This window comes from Streptomyces flavofungini (assembly GCF_014650815.1).
Lineage (GTDB): Bacteria > Actinomycetota > Actinomycetes > Streptomycetales > Streptomycetaceae > Streptomyces > Streptomyces flavofungini.
The window spans coordinates 503,484-519,823 of the sequence record NZ_BMVR01000005.1 but is presented as its reverse complement, the minus strand read 5'-3'; the positions used below and the strand labels follow the sequence as shown (position 1 = coordinate 519,823).

General features: G+C 70.2%; 14 protein-coding genes. 5 read left to right on the top strand and 9 right to left on the bottom strand.

The genetic code is table 11. The features are described 5' to 3' along the window. Positions 1-129: 129 nt before the first annotated feature. Positions 130-627, top strand: a complete 498-nt coding sequence (gene tamR, locus IE274_RS15750; protein ID WP_030359481.1) for a MarR family transcriptional regulator TamR — start codon at positions 130-132, stop codon at positions 625-627. Here tamR and IE274_RS15745 read toward each other — a convergent pair. After that, positions 586-1,362, bottom strand: a complete 777-nt coding sequence (locus IE274_RS15745) for a response regulator transcription factor (protein WP_190116343.1) — start codon at positions 1,360-1,362, stop codon at positions 586-588. The two genes, tamR and IE274_RS15745, sit on opposite strands and share 42 nt — an antisense overlap. 240 nt (positions 1,363-1,602) lie before the next feature. Between IE274_RS15745 and IE274_RS15740 the strand changes: the two genes are divergently transcribed. Continuing rightward, the gene (locus IE274_RS15740; protein WP_229909562.1) at positions 1,603-2,046 is read left to right on the top strand and encodes a GNAT family N-acetyltransferase; all 444 of its coding nucleotides are present in this window, start codon (positions 1,603-1,605) and stop codon (positions 2,044-2,046) included. A 233-nt stretch (positions 2,047-2,279) separates the two neighbouring features. On the opposite strand, the gene IE274_RS15735 is transcribed toward IE274_RS15740, so the two are convergent. Both IE274_RS15735 and IE274_RS15730 read right to left on the bottom strand, forming a co-directional pair. Continuing rightward, positions 2,280-2,558, bottom strand: a complete 279-nt coding sequence (locus tag IE274_RS15735; RefSeq protein ID WP_190116342.1) for a hypothetical protein — start codon at positions 2,556-2,558, stop codon at positions 2,280-2,282. A gap of 32 nt (positions 2,559-2,590) precedes the next feature. Further along, positions 2,591-4,279, bottom strand: coding sequence for a sodium:solute symporter family protein (locus IE274_RS15730; protein ID WP_190116341.1), 1,689 nt, complete (start codon positions 4,277-4,279; stop codon positions 2,591-2,593). 247 nt (positions 4,280-4,526) lie between these two features. On the opposite strand from IE274_RS15730, the gene galT reads away from it, so the two are divergent. The 3 genes from galT to galK are packed head-to-tail and all read left to right on the top strand — an operon-like array spanning position 4,527 to position 7,733. Next, positions 4,527-5,603 carry a galactose-1-phosphate uridylyltransferase gene (galT, locus tag IE274_RS15725; RefSeq protein ID WP_190116340.1) on the top strand — a complete coding sequence of 359 codons (1,077 nt, stop codon included), beginning with the start codon at positions 4,527-4,529 and terminating at the stop codon, positions 5,601-5,603. Then, on the top strand, positions 5,603-6,562 hold the full coding sequence (gene galE / locus IE274_RS15720) for a UDP-glucose 4-epimerase GalE (protein ID WP_190116339.1): 960 nt from the start codon (positions 5,603-5,605) through the stop codon (positions 6,560-6,562). The genes galT and galE overlap by 1 nt, the downstream gene beginning before the upstream one ends. 7 nt (positions 6,563-6,569) lie before the next feature. Beyond that, positions 6,570-7,733 carry a galactokinase gene (gene galK, locus IE274_RS15715; protein ID WP_190116338.1) on the top strand — a complete coding sequence of 388 codons (1,164 nt, stop codon included), beginning with the start codon at positions 6,570-6,572 and terminating at the stop codon, positions 7,731-7,733. A 3-nt stretch (positions 7,734-7,736) separates the two neighbouring features. Here the strand turns inward: galK and IE274_RS15710 are convergent, their stop codons facing one another. From IE274_RS15710 to IE274_RS15685, 6 genes are all read right to left on the bottom strand, one after another. Further along, a complete protein-coding gene (locus IE274_RS15710) occupies positions 7,737-8,420 on the bottom strand; it encodes a helix-turn-helix transcriptional regulator (protein WP_229909561.1) in 684 nt (227 codons plus the stop codon). Between the two features lie 388 nt (positions 8,421-8,808). Further along, the gene (locus IE274_RS15705) at positions 8,809-9,216 is read right to left on the bottom strand and encodes a hypothetical protein (RefSeq protein WP_190116336.1); all 408 of its coding nucleotides are present in this window, start codon (positions 9,214-9,216) and stop codon (positions 8,809-8,811) included. A 190-nt stretch (positions 9,217-9,406) separates the two neighbouring features. Further along, positions 9,407-11,317, bottom strand: coding sequence for an outer membrane protein assembly factor BamB family protein (locus IE274_RS15700; protein WP_190116335.1), 1,911 nt, complete (start codon positions 11,315-11,317; stop codon positions 9,407-9,409). A gap of 50 nt (positions 11,318-11,367) precedes the next feature. Continuing rightward, entirely contained in the window at positions 11,368-13,212 is a 1,845-nt protein-coding gene (locus IE274_RS15695) for an outer membrane protein assembly factor BamB family protein (RefSeq protein ID WP_190116334.1), read from the bottom strand. Between the two features lie 146 nt (positions 13,213-13,358). Continuing rightward, positions 13,359-15,176 carry an ABC-F family ATP-binding cassette domain-containing protein gene (locus IE274_RS15690; protein WP_190116333.1) on the bottom strand — a complete coding sequence of 606 codons (1,818 nt, stop codon included), beginning with the start codon at positions 15,174-15,176 and terminating at the stop codon, positions 13,359-13,361. 95 nt (positions 15,177-15,271) lie between these two features. Further along, positions 15,272-16,237, bottom strand: coding sequence for a 4-(cytidine 5'-diphospho)-2-C-methyl-D-erythritol kinase (locus IE274_RS15685; RefSeq protein WP_268255572.1), 966 nt, complete (start codon positions 16,235-16,237; stop codon positions 15,272-15,274). Positions 16,238-16,340: the final 103 nt, after the last annotated feature.

Here is a 16,340-nt window from a genome sequence, read left to right as displayed (position 1 = left end):
GTACCGAAGGGTTCCCCTTGCGTACCGAAGGATTTTCCTTGCGTACCGAGGGGCTCCTCTTCATCCTCGACCCCGAAGTATCTTGACGTCAAGAGACTTCATGTCGAGGGACCCCCTACACTGATCGTCATGGAGGACGAGGTCGACCGGCTGGTCGCTGCATGGCGTCGGGAGCGCCCTGACCTCGACGTGGAACCGCTCGAGGTGCTGAGCCGCGTGAGCAGGCTGGCGCGCCACCTCGATCGCGCGCGTCGACTGGCGTTCTCCGAGCACGAGCTGGAGCCCTGGGAGTTCGACGTGCTGACGTCGCTGCGGCGCGCGGGCGCGCCGTATCAGCTGTCGCCGGGCCAGCTCCTCACCCAGACCCTGGTCACATCCGGCACGATGACCAACCGCATCGACAGGCTCACGAAGAAGGGCCTGGTGGAGCGGCTGCCCGATCCGAGCGACCGCCGCGGCGTGCTGGTGCGGCTCACCGACGAGGGCCGTGACCGGGCCGACCAGGCCCTCGCGGGCCTGCTCGACCAGGAGCGGGCGATCCTCGGCGAGCTCTCGCGCGCCCAGCGCGGTGAACTGGCGGCGCTGCTACGCCAGTTGACCGCCCCGTTCGACAACGTCCCCGGCTAGGTCGGCGGGGCCGACGCCCGCCCTGCGGGCGAGGGCGACGGCGGCGAGCGTGGAGTGCACGCCGAGCTTGCCGAGGACGTTCTGCATATGGGTGCGGACGGTGTGCGGCGAGAGGAACAGCCGCTCGGCGACGGCCTTGCGGCCGAGCCCCGCCACCATGCACCGCAGCACTTCGCGCTCACGCGGGGTGAGGGACTCCACGAGCCGCTCACTCTCCGTACGGTGCTTGCGGGCCGCGGTCAACTCGCGCAGCACCCCCGTGAGCAGGGCGGGCGGCAGATGCGTCTCGTCGCGCAGCACGCCCCGGATGACCGTGAGCAGCCGCGACAGCGAGCAGTCCTTCGCCACCCAGCCGGACGCCCCGGCGCCGAGCGCGAGCGCCGCGCGCCGCGGGTCGTCCTTCTCCGCCAGCACGACCGTACGCACGGCGGGCTGGCCCGAACGCACGCCCGCCACCAGCGAGATGCCGTCCACGAGCCCGTCGGCCTGGCCGTCGTGCACCGGCACGGCGGGGCGGACGCCCTGCAGTGCCGACGCGGAGCTGCCCAGGTCGGCGTCCACGAGCAGGACGTCGTACCTGCGGCCCTCCGCGGCCGCGCGGTCCAGGCAGCGCAGGGCCGCGGGGCCACTGCCCGCGGCGGACACCTCCACATCGGGCTCCGCGGCGAGCGCTGCGGCCAGCGACTCGGCGAAGATACGGTGGTCGTCGACGACCAGGACTCGGATTCGAACCACGGAAACCCCCACAGGTCGGAGAGCGACCGACGCGGATGCGGTACCCGGAGCGGGGACCACGCAGCCGCACGGCCGCCGCCGTGCCGTGCCTGCCACCCCCACGCCGGGCGTCGCACCCGACTGTCTCGCCCCCTGATCGGCGCCGGCCCCCACCGGCGCTGCCCTTCAGAGTACGGACGGGGGCCCCGAGCGGAAGTGGATTCGCAGAACTGATTGGCCAGCGCGTTTATGGTGGGCCGTATGTTTCGTATTGAGACAGGAGTCGACAAAGAACGTCTTCGTCTGCTTCGGGGGCGGTTGCGGGACGCCAACAGGGACGCCTCGGCGGCGCTTCGCGCTCTTCAGGGCACGCCCGAGGAGCGGGAAGAGCCGCTCGGCGTCTGGGCGTTGGACGACAGGGGTGAGCTGGTCGGGGGGCTCTCGGGGTACACCTGGGGGCGGTGGCTGCATGTGAGTCTGCTGTGGGTCGCAGAGGACTGCCGGGGGGCGGGGCTCGGGGGGCGGCTCCTTGCCGAGGCCGAGCGCTTCTGTGTCGCCGAGCGCGGGTGCCTCAACTCCCGCCTGGAGACCTGGGACTTCCAGGCTCCCGCCTTCTACCGCCAACAGGGCTACGAAGTCGTGGCCGTGATCCCCGACTACCCCGAGGGCCACAAGGAGTTCACCCTGACGAAGCGCCTGGGGTGACCTTCGCGGGGCGCCCCGGTCCCGCCCCTTCCCGAAACTGGGGGCGCTGCCCCCCAGACCCCCGCTCCTCAAACGCCGGAGGGGCTGTCTCTAGCCCGTCGTGGGGGTCCCCCTGCTCCTTAAGAGCTTGGGGGAGATTGAGGACGAGGCGCGGAGCGCCGACAAGCGGGGGTCCAGGGGGCGGCAGCCCCCGGTTTCGGGGAAGGGGCGGGACCGGGGCGCCCCGCGACGGCCTACGCCTCGCCCTCCGACGCCGGGGCCGTGACCGGCCGCAACTTGAGCCAGATCAGGAAGAACAGGCCGAGGGCCAGCATGCCCAGGCCGGTCCAGAGGTTGATGTTGATGTCCTCCGCCTTCTTGAGGTCGGCGTCGGACGCGGTGATCCCGGCGATGGTGACGATGACGCCGTAGACGACGAACAGGCCGCCGATGATGCGCCGGATGTCGAAGAGACGTGCGGCCGTCGCGGACTTCCGCTCCAGCTCGGAGACTTCCTTCTGCAGGTCGGACATGATTCCTCGGGATGTGAGTAGAAGGGGCCGGTTCAGAACGAGAACGGGACGTAGCACGCGGCGGCCAGCACCACCGCGCCCCATCCGAGCAACGCGGGCTTGCGGTACCAGGCGTCGTCCCCCGCCTCGACCGCGTCGCCCTCCGCGCCCGGGGACACGGTCCCGTACACGAGCCCGGCCAGCTCGGCCTCCGGCTTGGGCGCGGTGAAGAGGGTGACCACCACCATGACGACCGCGCCGGCGACGAAGCCGACGATGGCGGAGACGAAGTTGGCGCCCTGGTCGGTGGGGATGTCGATGACGCCTTGCTTGTAGATCCAGAAGTAGTTGACCATCGCGGCGGTGGTACCGGCGAGGAGCCCCCAGACGCCGGACTTCATGGAGGCCCGCTTCCAGAACATGCCGATGATGAAGACGACGAACATCGGGACGTTGAAGAAGGAGAAGAGGGTCTGGAGGTACCCCATGATGTTGGAGAAGGACGAGGCGATGAAGGCGGTGCCGATGGAGGCGAAGACGCCGATCGCGGTGATGAGCCGCCCGAACTTCAGGTAGTACCCGTCCTCGCGGTCCTTGACGACGTACTTGGCCCAGATGTCGTACGTGAAGACGGTGTTGAAGGAGGAGACGTTGGCCGCCATGCCCGCCATGAAGGCGGCGAGGAGACCGGTCACCGCGATGCCGAGCACGCCGTTGGGCAGCAACTCCTGCATCAGGTAGGGGATCGCGTCGTTGTATGTCAGGTCCGAGCCGGAGGTGCCGATCTTCGGGACCAGGACGGCGGCGACCAGGCCGGGGATCATCACCAGGAAGACGATGAAGATCTTGGGGAAGGCGGCGATGAGCGGCGTGCGCTGGGCGGCGGAGAGGTTCTTCGCGGACAGCGCGCGCTGCACCTCGGCGAAGTTCGTCGTCCAGTAGCCGAAGGAGAGCACGAAGCCGAGGCCCAGGATGATGGTGAGCCAGTTGGCGCCGAGCGGATTGGCGTCGCCGATGCCGGTGCCGCCCCAGGCGGTCATGAAGTTGTCGCCGTGCTGCTTCTCGATGGAGCCGGTGAGCCCGTCCCAGCCGCCGACCTTCTTCATGCCGATGACGCAGATCGGGATGAGCGCGGCGAGGATGACGAAGAACTGGAGCACTTCGTTGTAGATCGCCGAGGACAGGCCGCCGATGGTGATGTAGGCGAGCACGAAGAACCCGGCGACGACGATGGCGACCCACTGCGGCCAGCCGAGCAGCGCCTCGACGACGATCGCGAGGGCGTAGAGGTTCACGCCCGCGATGAGTACGGCGGCGAAGGCGAACAGCGCCGAGCTGAGCAGATGGGCGGACTTGTCGAAGCGCTGGAGCAGGAACTCCGGCACGGAGCGGACCTTGCTGCGGTAGTAGAACGGCATCATGACCAGGCCGAGGAAGACCATGGCCGGGATGGCGCCGATCCAGTACCAGTGGACGACGGCGACGCCGTACTGCGCGCCCGTGGCCGCCATGCCGAGGATCTCGGTGGCGCCGAGGTTCGCGGCGACGAAGGCGAGGCCGGTGACCCAGGCGGGCAGGGAGCGCCCGGAGAGGAAGAAGTCGAGGCTGGTCTTCACGGAGCGCCGGGCGGCGAATCCGATGCCGAGGACGACCACGAAGTAGATCGCCAGGATCGCGTAGTCCAGCCCGTTGGTGGGCAGCCGAAGCCCTTCGGCGAGGGTGATGTGCGTAGGGGACTGCATGTGAACTCGCTTCGTCGCGCGAACTGATCAGACCGGAACCTACGCCTCGCCCTTCAGTAAGTGAACAGTTCTGTTGATGTTCTTTGTTTGATTGTGATCGAGTCCATGATCGTTTTTTGTTGCGGATCATCGGGTGAGCTGGGCGAGAGCGAGACGCCCCGGCAGGCGTCACGGGCATTGACGAGCTTGTTGGCTTGTGGTTTGTTGTGTTCGGTTCTGTTGGCGGGCGGTGTAAGGAGCCCCGAACGTGAAGAAGACCTCGACTCGTCTCGCCGACGGTCGTGAGCTCATCTACTACGACGTGCGCGACGACGCCGTCCGCACGGCGGTCGACAGCAGGCCCCTGGACCCCGTGGCCACCACCTCCGAGGTCCGCCGCGACCCCCTCCTCGGCGACCGGGTCGCCATCGCCTCGCACCGCCAGGGCCGCACCTACCACCCCCCGGCCGACGAGTGCCCCCTGTGCCCCTCCGCGGGCGGCCGCCACACCGAGGTCCCCGACTCCTCGTACGACGTCGTGGTCTTCGAGAACCGCTTCCCTTCCCTCGCGGGCGACGCGGGCCGCTGCGAGGTGGTCTGCTTCACCCCCGACCACACGGCGTCCTTCGCCGACCTCACCGAGGAGCAGGCCGCGCTCGTCCTGGAGGCGTGGACGGACCGCACCGCCGAGCTGTCGCACCTGCCGTCCGTCGAGCAGGTCTTCTGCTTCGAGAACCGGGGCGCGGAGATCGGCGTGACCCTCGGCCACCCGCACGGGCAGATCTACGCCTACCCCTTCGTCACCCCGCGCACGGCCCTGATGCTGCGCTCCCTGGCCGAACACCGGGCCAACGCCGGCGGCCGCAACCTCTTCGACGACGTCCTCGCCGAGGAGCGCGCCGGTGAGCGGGTCGTCCTGGACGCCGAGCACTGGGTGGCCTTCGTGCCGTACGCCGCGCACTGGCCCTACGAGGTGCACCTCTACCCCAAGCGCCGCGTGCCCGACCTGCTCGGCCTGGACGACGCGGCTCGCACAGAATTCCCCAAGGTGTATCTGGAACTGTTGCGACGCTTCGACCGGATCTTCGGCGAGGGTGACCGCGAGGGCGGCGGCGAGCCGCCGACGCCGTACATCGCGGCCTGGCACCAGGCCCCGTTCACGGCGCTCACGGAGTACGACGGCGTCAACCGCGACGACTTCGCGCTCCACCTAGAGCTTTTCACCATTCGCCGCACTTCCGGCAAGCTGAAGTTCCTCGCGGGTTCCGAATCCGGCATGAGTGTGTTCATCAACGATGTGCCGCCGGAGACCGCGGCCCAGCGACTGCGAGAGGTAGCGAGTTGATGAGTGGGAAGTACCTGGTCACGGGTGGCGCCGGCTATGTCGGCAGCGTGGTGGCGCAGCATCTGATCGAGGCCGGGCACGAGGTGACGGTCCTCGACAACCTCTCCACGGGCTTCCGCGAGGGCGTCCCCGCGGGCGCGGCGTTCGTCGAGGGCGACATCCGCGACGCCGCCAAATGGCTGGACTCCTCCTACGACGCGGTGCTGCACTTCGCCGCCTTCTCGCAGGTCGGCGAGTCCGTCGCCAAGCCCGAGAAGTACTGGGACAACAACGTCGGCGGCACCATGGCGCTGCTCGCCGCGATGCGCGACGCGGACGTCCGCAAGCTCGTCTTCTCCTCGACGGCCGCGACCTACGGCGAACCGGTGAACACCCCCATCACCGAGACCGACCCGACCGCCCCCACCTCCCCCTACGGCGCCTCCAAGCTCGCCGTCGACCACATGATCACCGGCGAGGCGACGGCGCACGGACTCGGTGCCGTCTCCCTTCGGTACTTCAACGTGGCGGGCGCGTACGGCAGTTGCGGCGAGCGGCACGACCCCGAGTCGCACCTCATCCCGCTCGTCCTCCAGGTCGCCCAGGGCAGGCGGGAGGCGATCTCCGTCTTCGGCGACGACTACCCGACGCCCGACGGCACCTGCGTCCGCGACTACATCCACGTCGCCGACCTCGCCGACGCCCACCTGCTCGCCCTCGACGCGGCCACCCCCGGCGAGCACCTGATCTGCAACCTGGGCAACGGCAACGGCTTCTCCGTGCGCGAGGTCATCGAGGCCGTCCGCCAGGTCACCGGACACCCCGTCCCGGAGGTCGTCGCGGGCCGCCGCGGCGGCGACCCGGCCACCCTCGTGGCCTCCGCCGCCACCGCCCGCGAGCGGCTCGGCTGGAACCCGACCCGCGCGGACCTCGCGGGCATCATCACCGACGCCTGGGCCTTCGCCCAGCAAAGGGGGTAACCCGTCCATGTCCGCCGCCACGAAGCCGGCCCCGCCGATCCGCGAGGCGTTCACCGAGCTGTACGGCCACCGGCCCGCCGGGGTCTGGGCCGCGCCCGGCCGCGTCAACCTCATCGGCGAGTACACGGACTTCAACGAAGGCTTCGTGATGCCGCTGGCGCTGCCGCACACCGCGGTCGCGGCAGTGGCCCGGCGCGACGACGGGATCCTGCGGCTGCACTCCGCCGACATCGAGGGTCCCGTCGTCGAGCTGGCGGTGGACTCCCTCACCCCGCTGTCCGACGGGGGCTGGGCCGCGTACCCGGCGGGCGTCGTCTGGGCGCTGCGCGACGCGGGGCACACCGTCGGCGGCGCGGACGTGCACCTCGCGTCCACCGTCCCGACCGGCGCCGGACTCTCCTCCTCCGCCGCCCTTGAGGTCGTCACCGCCCTCGCCCTCAACGACCTCTACGAACTCGGCCTGCCCCGGCGCGAGTTGGCCCTCCTCGCCCAGCGCGCCGAGAACGCCTTCGTCGGCGTGCCCTGCGGCGTCATGGACCAGATGGCGTCCGCCGCCTGCGCGGCCGGGCACGTCCTCCACCTCGACTGCCGCGATCTGTCCGTCCGCCAGGTCCCCTTCGACCTGGCCGGGGACGGCCTGACGCTCCTCGTCGTCGACACCCGCGTCAAGCACGCGCTCGGGGACGGGGCGTACGCGGAGCGGCGGGCCGGGTGCGAGGCCGGGGCCCGGGCCCTCGGCGTCTCCCACCTCCGTGACGTCCCGTACGCCGAACTCCCCGCCGCCCTCCCCCGGTTGGCCGACGACACCGTCCGGCGCTACGTCCGCCACGTCGTCTCCGACGACCACCGGGTCGAGCGCGTCATCGCCCTCCTCGACGCGGGCGACGTCCGCGGCATCGGGCCCGTCCTCACCGAGGGCCATGCCTCCCTCCGGGACGATCTGCGCATCTCCTGCCCGGAGTTGGACCTCGTCGTGGACACGGCCTGCGCGAGCGGGGCGCTCGGCGCCCGCATGACGGGGGGCGGCTTCGGCGGCTCCGCGATCGTCCTGGCGGAGGCGGCGGACGCCGAGTCCCTCACCAAGTCCGTCACCGAAGCCTTCGCCGCGGCGGGTCACGCGGCCCCCCGGGTGTTCCCGGCGGTGGCGTCAGCGGGGGCGCGGCGGCTGTAGGCCCTAGTGCTCCGCGGGCGCGTCCGGGGCCGGGTCGGGGCGCTCCGCGCGGTCGAGGAGGCCGGTGCGGGCGGCGAGGGCGGCGGCTTCCAGGCGGGAGCCGACGCCTAGCTTCATGAGGACACGCTGGACGTGGGTGCGCGCGGTGCTGGGCGCGATGCCCATGCCGGCGGCGATGAGCCGGGTGTCCTCGCCGTCGGCGACCCGGACCAGTACCTCCACCTCACGCGGTGTGAGCATCTGCAGCAGCCGCTGCCCCTCGTCATCGGGCTGGGCGGCGGGGTTGAGGAGTTCGCTGAAGGCGCCTTGAAGCAATTGGGGCGCGACGGCGGCCTCCCCGGCGCGCGCCTTCATGATGGCGCGCTCGACTCCTTCGATGCGCTCGTCATGACGTACGTATCCGGACGCGCCGGAGGCGAACGCCGCAGCGATGCCCCGCGGTGACGGCACCGGCCCGAGCACCACCACGGCAACCTGCGGCCGCTCCCGCTTGATCCGCACGACCGGGTCGAACATGCCCGGCTCCGCCGGTGTGGCCGTGCCGAGCAGGCACACCTCCGGCGCCCGGCTGATCACCAGGTCCGCCGCCCCGGCGGCGGGCGCCGCCGCGGCGAGCACCCGGTGCCCGCGCAGCTTCAGCGCCGAGGCGAGTGCCTCGGCGAGCAATCGATGGTCGTCGACCACCATGAGCCGCACACCCACAGCGCAACCCCCCCAAAGTCCCCCACGGATTCCCCCAATGATCCCCCCACGGATCGGGGGCCCCGGCCCTCCATCCCCCGGAAGCTACACGCTTGTTCGACATTGCGCTGCCCCTACCGTGCAGATGCAGCCCTGGATGCCGAAATCACTGCCTTTGGGGTAGCGGCAGTACGGAAGTACGGAGAGTGAACGACCCCCGGGACGGGAACGGCCCCGGACCGCACGGTCCGGGGCCGTTGGTGGCGGTGCGTGACCAGTGCCGGTGCGCATCCGCGTAGGGGAACGCCGACACAGCATCGGCCCGGCCGGGCCGCGGGCCCCTACCGCGTCACGCACTGCCGTGCCACGGGTTCCCGCAGGGATCGCGAAGGACTTAGAAGTAGGGATTCCCCACCTTCCCGGATGTCTGGCAAACCTTGTTGCTGCCCTTGACGCGGCACACCTGAACTCGAAGCGAGCGGATGCCATTCTCGTCTTCGGAGTTATAGCTGTCCGCGATCTTTTTACCCTTGCCGCTGACCTTGAGCCACGAGGACCACCTGACATTCCCTCGTCGATCGGTGGCCTGTATGCGCCCCTCCGCACGGGCGCCATCAGCGGCCGTATCGGTCACCGTAATCTTGACCCCGGCCGTGTACCTGCTCCTCCAATCGACGTTCAGCACTGCGGAGCCCCCCGAAACGTTCGCCTTGGTTCCGGCGCCCGCAGAAGCTGTTCCTGTGACAGCCACGAGCAGAGCCACGGCCCCGGCACCCACCGGTATTGAACGTGCGAACTTCATAAGCGTCCTTCCGTACACGCGAAGAGGCTTGATGCCTCAAATGATCACCCTAACAACCTGGTTTGACCACTGCACAGCGGAAAGCCTCCGACGGAAACGGCCTTTAGTAAGAGACCGCCCCGTCAGAGGCTTTGTCTATCCGCCCTTCCAACCATCCGGCCTGAACGGCTGGTTGAACGGTTCACCTACTTCAGTCGACAGTGAAGCCCAGCGCGATGAACTCCTTGTCGTCCTTGGAGTACGGCTTGCTGATCAGCTTCTTGCCGAAGAACAAGTTGCCGCCGGTGTAGAGGAGTTCGTTGGACTTCGGCACCATGCCGCTGATGGCGCGGCTGACCGATTCGGTCGCGGGCGTCTCCAGGAGCGTGGTCTCCTTCATCGACTTGCCGTCGAGCGAGACGACCTTGGCGCCCTTCTTGTAGCTGCCGCCCTTGTACGCGAGGAGGTTGCCGCCGTCCATCCGGATCGGGAACATCTCGCCGTCCTCACCGGCGTCGGCGCGGTCACCGGTGGTCTTTCCGGTGGCCAGCGAGAACGAGATGATCTCGTTGGTGAAGCCGTAGCCGGAGCCGCCCGCGTCGTGCTGGCGCGTGGGCACGTACAGCTTGTCGTTGCCGACGACGATGGCGCTGCAGCTCGCCCACTTGTTGACCTCGCAGTCGTGGGAGTACTTGCCGTCCTCCAGCTTGATGCGGGCCCGCAGCTTGCCGGCGTTGCTGAGCGAGAACACGTCCGTGGCGCCGCTCGCGGTGATCTCCTCGGTGTCCTGGCCGAAGACGATCGGGTTGGTCGAGATGATCTTGGCGTTGTCGACGCCGGCGGTCAGCGGATAGGTCCACTTGTCCTTGCCGGTCTTCGGGTCGAGGAGCTGGATCTTCAGCTTCTCGTCGCCGTAGCCGCCGCACTTGCGGACCGCGACGAGCTGGTCGCCGCCCGCGTAACCGGCGTCCTTGCACTCCTCGCCGATCTTCGGCTTCCACAGCAGCTTGCCGGAGAGGCTCCAGGCGGCACCGGTGCCGCCGGTGCCCGCGCCCGCGGCGACGGTGTCGCCGGAGATGGCGATCTCCTCGAACTCCACGGGCGAGCCGCTGCCGGAGACGCTCTCGGTCCACAGCTTCTTGCCGGACTTCAGGTCGACCGCGGAGACCTGGCTGCAGTCGGGGTACTTGTTCGCCTTGGTGGACTTGGCGTCCTTGTAGACGACCGCGGCGATGCCCTCGTCGGTGACCTCCTTGGAGACCGCGCAGGTCTCACCGGCCAGCGGGATCGTCCACTGCTGCTTGCCGGAGGCGGGGTCGTAGGCGATGAGGGCGTGGTCCTTGTCCTTGCCCACGTAGCCGCTCTTGACGTACGCGTCGTCGGTGAGCCAGGAGCCCGCGACGCTCCACACGCTGTCCTTGGGCACCTCGGGCGCCGGGACCTGGAAGCCGACCTTGGCGCTGGTGTTCCCCGGCACCTTCTCCTTGGCGGGGCCACCGGCGGCGGGCGGGCCGTCGGAGCCGCCCTTCTTGCCCTTGCCGCCCTTGCCGTCGCCGCCGTCGGCGCTGTTCTTCTTGTCGTCGTCCTTCTTCGAACCGGCGTAGATGACACCGCCGCCCACGATGAGGCCGATGGCCGCCACGGCCGCGACGATGATCAGCATCTGCTTGTTGGGCTTCTTGCCGCCGCCACCGCCCGGCTGGGACTGCATCGGCATGGTCGGCGGCTGCGGGAAGCCGTAGCCCTGCTGCGCGGCGGGCTGGCCGGGCTGGCCCGGGTAGCCGTAGCCGGGGGGCTGCTGGCCCACGGCCGGGAAGGCCGCCTGCGTCGGCTGGGCGTAGGAGGGCGGCGGGGTGCCGGGCGCAGCGGGCGGCGGGGTGCCGGGGGCGCCGGGCGCCTGCGGGTAGCCCTGGTTCGGCTGGCCCTGCGGGGGCGGCGGAGGCGTCTGCGGGGCCGCCGGAGCCGCGGGCGGCGGGGTCTGCGGGGGCTGCGGCGCCTGCGGGTAGCCGTAGCCGGGCTGCTGGGGCGGCTGGGGAGCGCCGAACCCGCCGGGCGGGGGGTCCTGGGGGGCGCCGAACCCACCCTGCGGCGGCTGGTTGGGAGGCTGGGGCGGCTGTGTCATGACGTCTTTCCTTGGGGGGACGAAAAGGGGTAACTAAGCGGTGGGGCGGGTCACTTGCCGTAGGCCAGCATCAGCTTCTCGCGGCCTTGAGCGGTGCCGGAGAGCCGGGTGGTGGAGAGGTAGAAGCGCCCGTCCACGTAGTCGACCGCCTTCGAGTAGAAGCCGTTCTCGATCTTCGACGTCCCCGCCGGGTGCTGCAGCAGTGTCGTCGGTGTGTGGGAGCCGCTGGTCCCGATGGACACGACGCGGCCGCCGGAGTCGTACGACGGCTCGACGTACGCCACCAGATCGCCGTTTTGCGTCTTCATCGGCACCATCGAGGTGTCCAGAGGGGACTTCACCCGCCAGGCCTCCTTGCCGCTGGCCAGGCTGATCGCGACGATCTGGTTGGCGCCGGACGTCTTCTTGGTCGGCAGGTAGAGGTACTTGTCGTCGGCGACGGCACCGGAGCAGGCCTGCAGGTCACCGCCGAGGCCGCCCCAGCCGCACTCCGGCGCGAAGTCCTCGTTCACCTGGACCTCGGAGCGGGTCTTGCCGCTGCCGGACTTCAGCGTGGTGATGTTCCACTGCTTCTTGTCCTCGTTGGTGGCGTAGAGGACGGTGGGGCTGGTGGAGTAGACGTGCTCAAGACGCCAGCCCTTGGGGAACTTCTTCGTCCACTGGATCTTGCCGGTCCTGGGGTTCAGCTCCACGACCTCGTCGTGCTCGGTGGGCGTGCTCGCCCCGCACGAGAACTTCATCAGCATCCGGTCGCCGCCGGTGAACCCGGCCGGGAAGCAGGTGCCCTCGTCCTTCTTCTCCGCGTCGAACAGCTTGTCACCGTCGCTGATGCTGTAGGCGGTGCCGGACTGGGAGCGGCCGACCATCAGGGTGTCGCCGGTGATGCTCAGCTCCAGGCCGGTGGTGAAGTCGAAGAAGCCTTTCTCCTTGGTCTGCTTCTGCCAGCCCTTCTTGCCCGTCTTCAGGTCGATGACCTGCAGCTGGTCACACTTGGCATCCCGCTTCAGACCGGCCTTGTACGCGACGACGACCTTGCCGTCGTCGCTGACCTGCGGGGTGGCCGCGCAGATCTCCTGCGGCAGCTTGATCGCGTCCCAGGCGGGCTTGCCGGAGTCCACGTGGTAGGCGAGGAGTTCCTTGTACGCGGCCTTGACCGCGATGCCGTCCTCGACCCACATGCCGGGGGCCTCGGCGCCCTTGCCGGGGGCCTTGGGGGCCTCCTTGTACCAGAGGACCTTGGCCTCGCCGGACTGGCGGCCCTCGTTGAGGTCCTCCTTGCCCTCGTGGCCGTCGCCGCTGCCGTCGCCCGGGTTGGCCGGGGCGGAGGACTTGGGGTTCTTGTTCTTCGACTCGGACTTCTTCTTGTCGTCGTCACCGCCGTTGAGCGCGAAGACGACGCCGCCCGCGACCAGCAGGGCGGCCACGGCCGCGGCGATGATCACGACGGTCTTGCCCCTGAAGGGGCCCTTGCCGCCGCCACCGGCGGGCGGGGTGCCCTGGGCGACGGTGGGCATCTGCTGCGGGTAGCCGTAGCCCGGCTGCTGCCCGTAGGGGCCCGGCTGGCCGGGCTGCGTGGGCTGGCCGTAGGGGCCGGGCTGCTGGGGCTGGGTGGGCTGCCCGTAGGGGCCCGGCTGCTGCCCGTAGGGACCGGGCTGGCCCGGCTGCGTGGGCTGGCCGTACGGTCCCGGCTGCTGCGGGTAGCCGTAGGGGCCTGCCTGGCCGGGCTGCTGCTGCGGGTAGCCGTAACCGGGCTGCGGGGCGGCGGGCGGCGGCGTCTGGGCCGGTCCGCCCGCGGGCGGCGGCTGCTGGCCGGGCTGCTGCGGGTGCGCGCCCTGCTGTGGATCCTGTGGAGCTCCGAAGCCGCCGTGCGGCGGCTGGTTGGGCGGCTGAGTCATCAGCGCTTCCCCCTTCACTGATTTTTCGGCACGCCAAGCGGTGCTCAGGCTGCCCTTTCTATCACTCCGATCCAGCCATCGCCGGGGCCGGTCCTGCCCCTGTTCCCAAGGGAGGACCGGCCTGTAATGCGTCTGTTACGGGAAACTCACGCATCCTCCGCGAGTTCCAGCCAACGCATCTCCAACTCCTCGCGCTCGCCGACAAGTTCGCGCAGTTGAGCGTCCCATTTCGCCACCTTTTCGAAGTCTGTGGCGTTATCGGCGATCTGCGCGTGCAGCTTGGTTTCCTTCTCGGAAATCTTGTCCAGCTGCCGTTCGATCTTCTGCAGTTCCTTCTTCGCGGCGCGCGCGTCGGCGGCCGACACGGCCTTCGTCCCGTCCGGGGCAGCGGCGGCGGGCGCCGGGGCGACCGAGGCCGCCGCGGCCTCCGCCATCCGGTTCCTGCGCTCCAGGTACTCGTCGATGCCGCGCGGCAGCATCCGCATCGTCGCGTCACCCATGAGAGCGAACACCCGGTCCGTGGTGCGCTCGACGAAGAACCGGTCGTGGGAGATCACGACCATCGATCCCGGCCACCCGTCGAGCACGTCCTCCAGCTGCGTCAGCGTCTCGATGTCGAGGTCGTTGGTGGGCTCGTCGAGGAAGAGGACGTTCGGCTCGTCCATGAGCAGGCGCAGCAGTTGCAGCCGTCGCCGTTCACCGCCGGAGAGGTCCCCGACGGGCGTCCACTGCTTCTCCTTGCTGAACCCGAACGTCTCGCAGAGCTGCCCCGCGGTCATCTCCCGGCCCTTGCCGAGGTCGACCCGCTCCCGCACCTGCTGCACGGCCTCAAGGACGCGGAGCGTCGGCTTCAGCTCGGCGACCTCCTGCGAAAGGTAGGCGAGCTTGACCGTCTTCCCCACCACCACCCGCCCCGCGGCGGGCTGCGTCTCACCGTCCGAGCGCGAGGCATCCGCCATGGCGCGCAGCAGCGAGGTCTTGCCCGCGCCGTTCACCCCCACCAGACCGATCCGGTCGCCCGGGCCGAGCTGCCAGGTCAGATGCTTCAGCAACAGCTTCGGCCCGGCCTGGACGCTCACGTCCTCCAGGTCGAAAACGGTCTTCCCGAGCCGGGTGGTCGCGAACTTCATCAGCTCGCTCGTGTCCCGGGGCGGCGGCACGTCCTTGATCAGCTCGTTGGCCGCCTCCACCCGGAACCGGGGCTTGGACGTGCGCGCCGGGGCGCCGCGGCGCAGCCACGCCAGCTCCTTGCGGACCAGGTTCTGCCGCTTGACCTCCTCGGTCGCGGCGATGCGCTCGCGCTCGGCGCGCGCGAACACGTAGTCGGAGTACCCGCCCTCGTACTCGTAGACCGTGCCCTTCTGCACGTCCCACATCCGCGTGCACACCTGGTCGAGGAACCACCGGTCGTGGGTCACGCACACCAGCGCCGAGCGGCGCTCGCGCAGGTGCCGGGCGAGCCAGGAGATGCCTTCCACGTCGAGGTGGTTGGTGGGCTCGTCGAGGACGATCAGGTCCTGCTCGGCGATCAGCAGCTGCGCGAGCGCGATCCGCCGCCGCTCACCGCCCGACAGCGGCCCGATGACGGTGTCGAGGCCCTGCGGGAAGCCGGGCAGGTCGAGCCCGCCGAACAAGCCCGTGAGCACGTCCCGGATCTTCGCGTTGCCCGCCCACTCGTGGTCGGCGAGGTCGCCGATGACCTCGTGCCGCACGGTGGCCGCCGGGTCGAGCGAGTCGTGCTGCGTGAGCACCCCGATCCGCAGCCCGCCGCTGTGCGTGACGCGCCCGGTGTCGGCCTCCTCCAGCTTGGCGAGCATGCGGATGAGGGTCGTCTTCCCGTCACCGTTGCGCCCGACCACGCCGATCCTGTCCCCCTCGGACACACCGAGCGAGACACCGTCGAGCAGCGCGCGGGTGCCGTACACCTTGCTGACTGTCTCGACATTGACCAGGTTGACGGCCATTTCTCTCCTGACGACGGAATGCGATCGATCGTCCAGCGTAGTCGGGCCCCGGGGCCTTCGGCGGCGGGAGCCCGCTGGGCGATACGCCGCCGACGCTACGGGCGCGGTTCGATCACCGTCGCGCCCGGTGCGGGCGCCTCGGCGACGCGGGCCGCGCGGCAGGTGCCCGAGGCCAGGAGGGCCTCGGCGACGCGGTGCGCCGACTCCTTGTCCTTCGTGAGGAAGGCGGTGGTGGGGCCGGAGCCGGAGACGATGGCGGCGAGGGCGCCCGCGGTCGTGCCGGTGCGGAGGGTGGCGGTGAGGGAGGGGAAGAGGGAGAGGGCCGCGGGCTGGAGGTCGTTGGCCAAGGTGTCCGCGAGCGCCGTGGCGTCGCCGGTGCGGAGGGCTTCGAGCAGGGGCTCGGACGCCTCGGGGGCCGGGGCCCGCGGGGTGAGGCGGTCGAACTCGCCGTACACCGCCGGGGTGGAGAGGCCGCCGTCGGCGACGGCGAACACCCAGTGGAAGGTGCCGCCGACCGTCAGCCCGGTCAGCCGCTCGCCCCGCCCGGTGCCGAGGGCCGCGCCGCCGACCAGACTGAACGGCACGTCGCTGCCCAACTCCGCGCAGATGTCCAGGAGTTCCGCGCGCGAAGCCCCCGTACCCCACAGCGCGTCGCACGCCACCAACGCGGCCGCGCCGTCCGCGCTGCCGCCCGCCATGCCGCCCGCCACGGGGATGTCCTTGGCGATGTGAATGTGCACGTCGGCCCGGCGGCCGTACCGCGCCGCCAGCGCCTCCGCCGCCCGCGCCGCCAGGTTCGTCCGGTCCAGGGGGACCTGGTCCGCGCCCGGCCCCTCGCACGTCACCCGCAGCTCGTCCGCCTCGGTCACCGTGACCTCGTCGTACAGGCCGACGGCCAGGAAGACGTTCGCGAGGTCGTGGAAACCGTCGGGGCGCGCGGCGCCGACGGCGAGCTGGACGTTGACCTTGGCGGGGACGCGGACGGTGATGCCGCGGGGTGCGGTGGTGCCGGGGGGTGCGGTGGTGCCGGGGGGTGCGGTGGTGCCGGGAGGCGTGGTCACTGGCGGGGGTCCTTGTTTGCCTTGTCTTCGGCTGGCTTCGGCGGTGGTTTTTGGGGGGTGGTTTTGGGGGGGGGGTGGTTTTTTTGGGGGGGGGGGGGGGTTT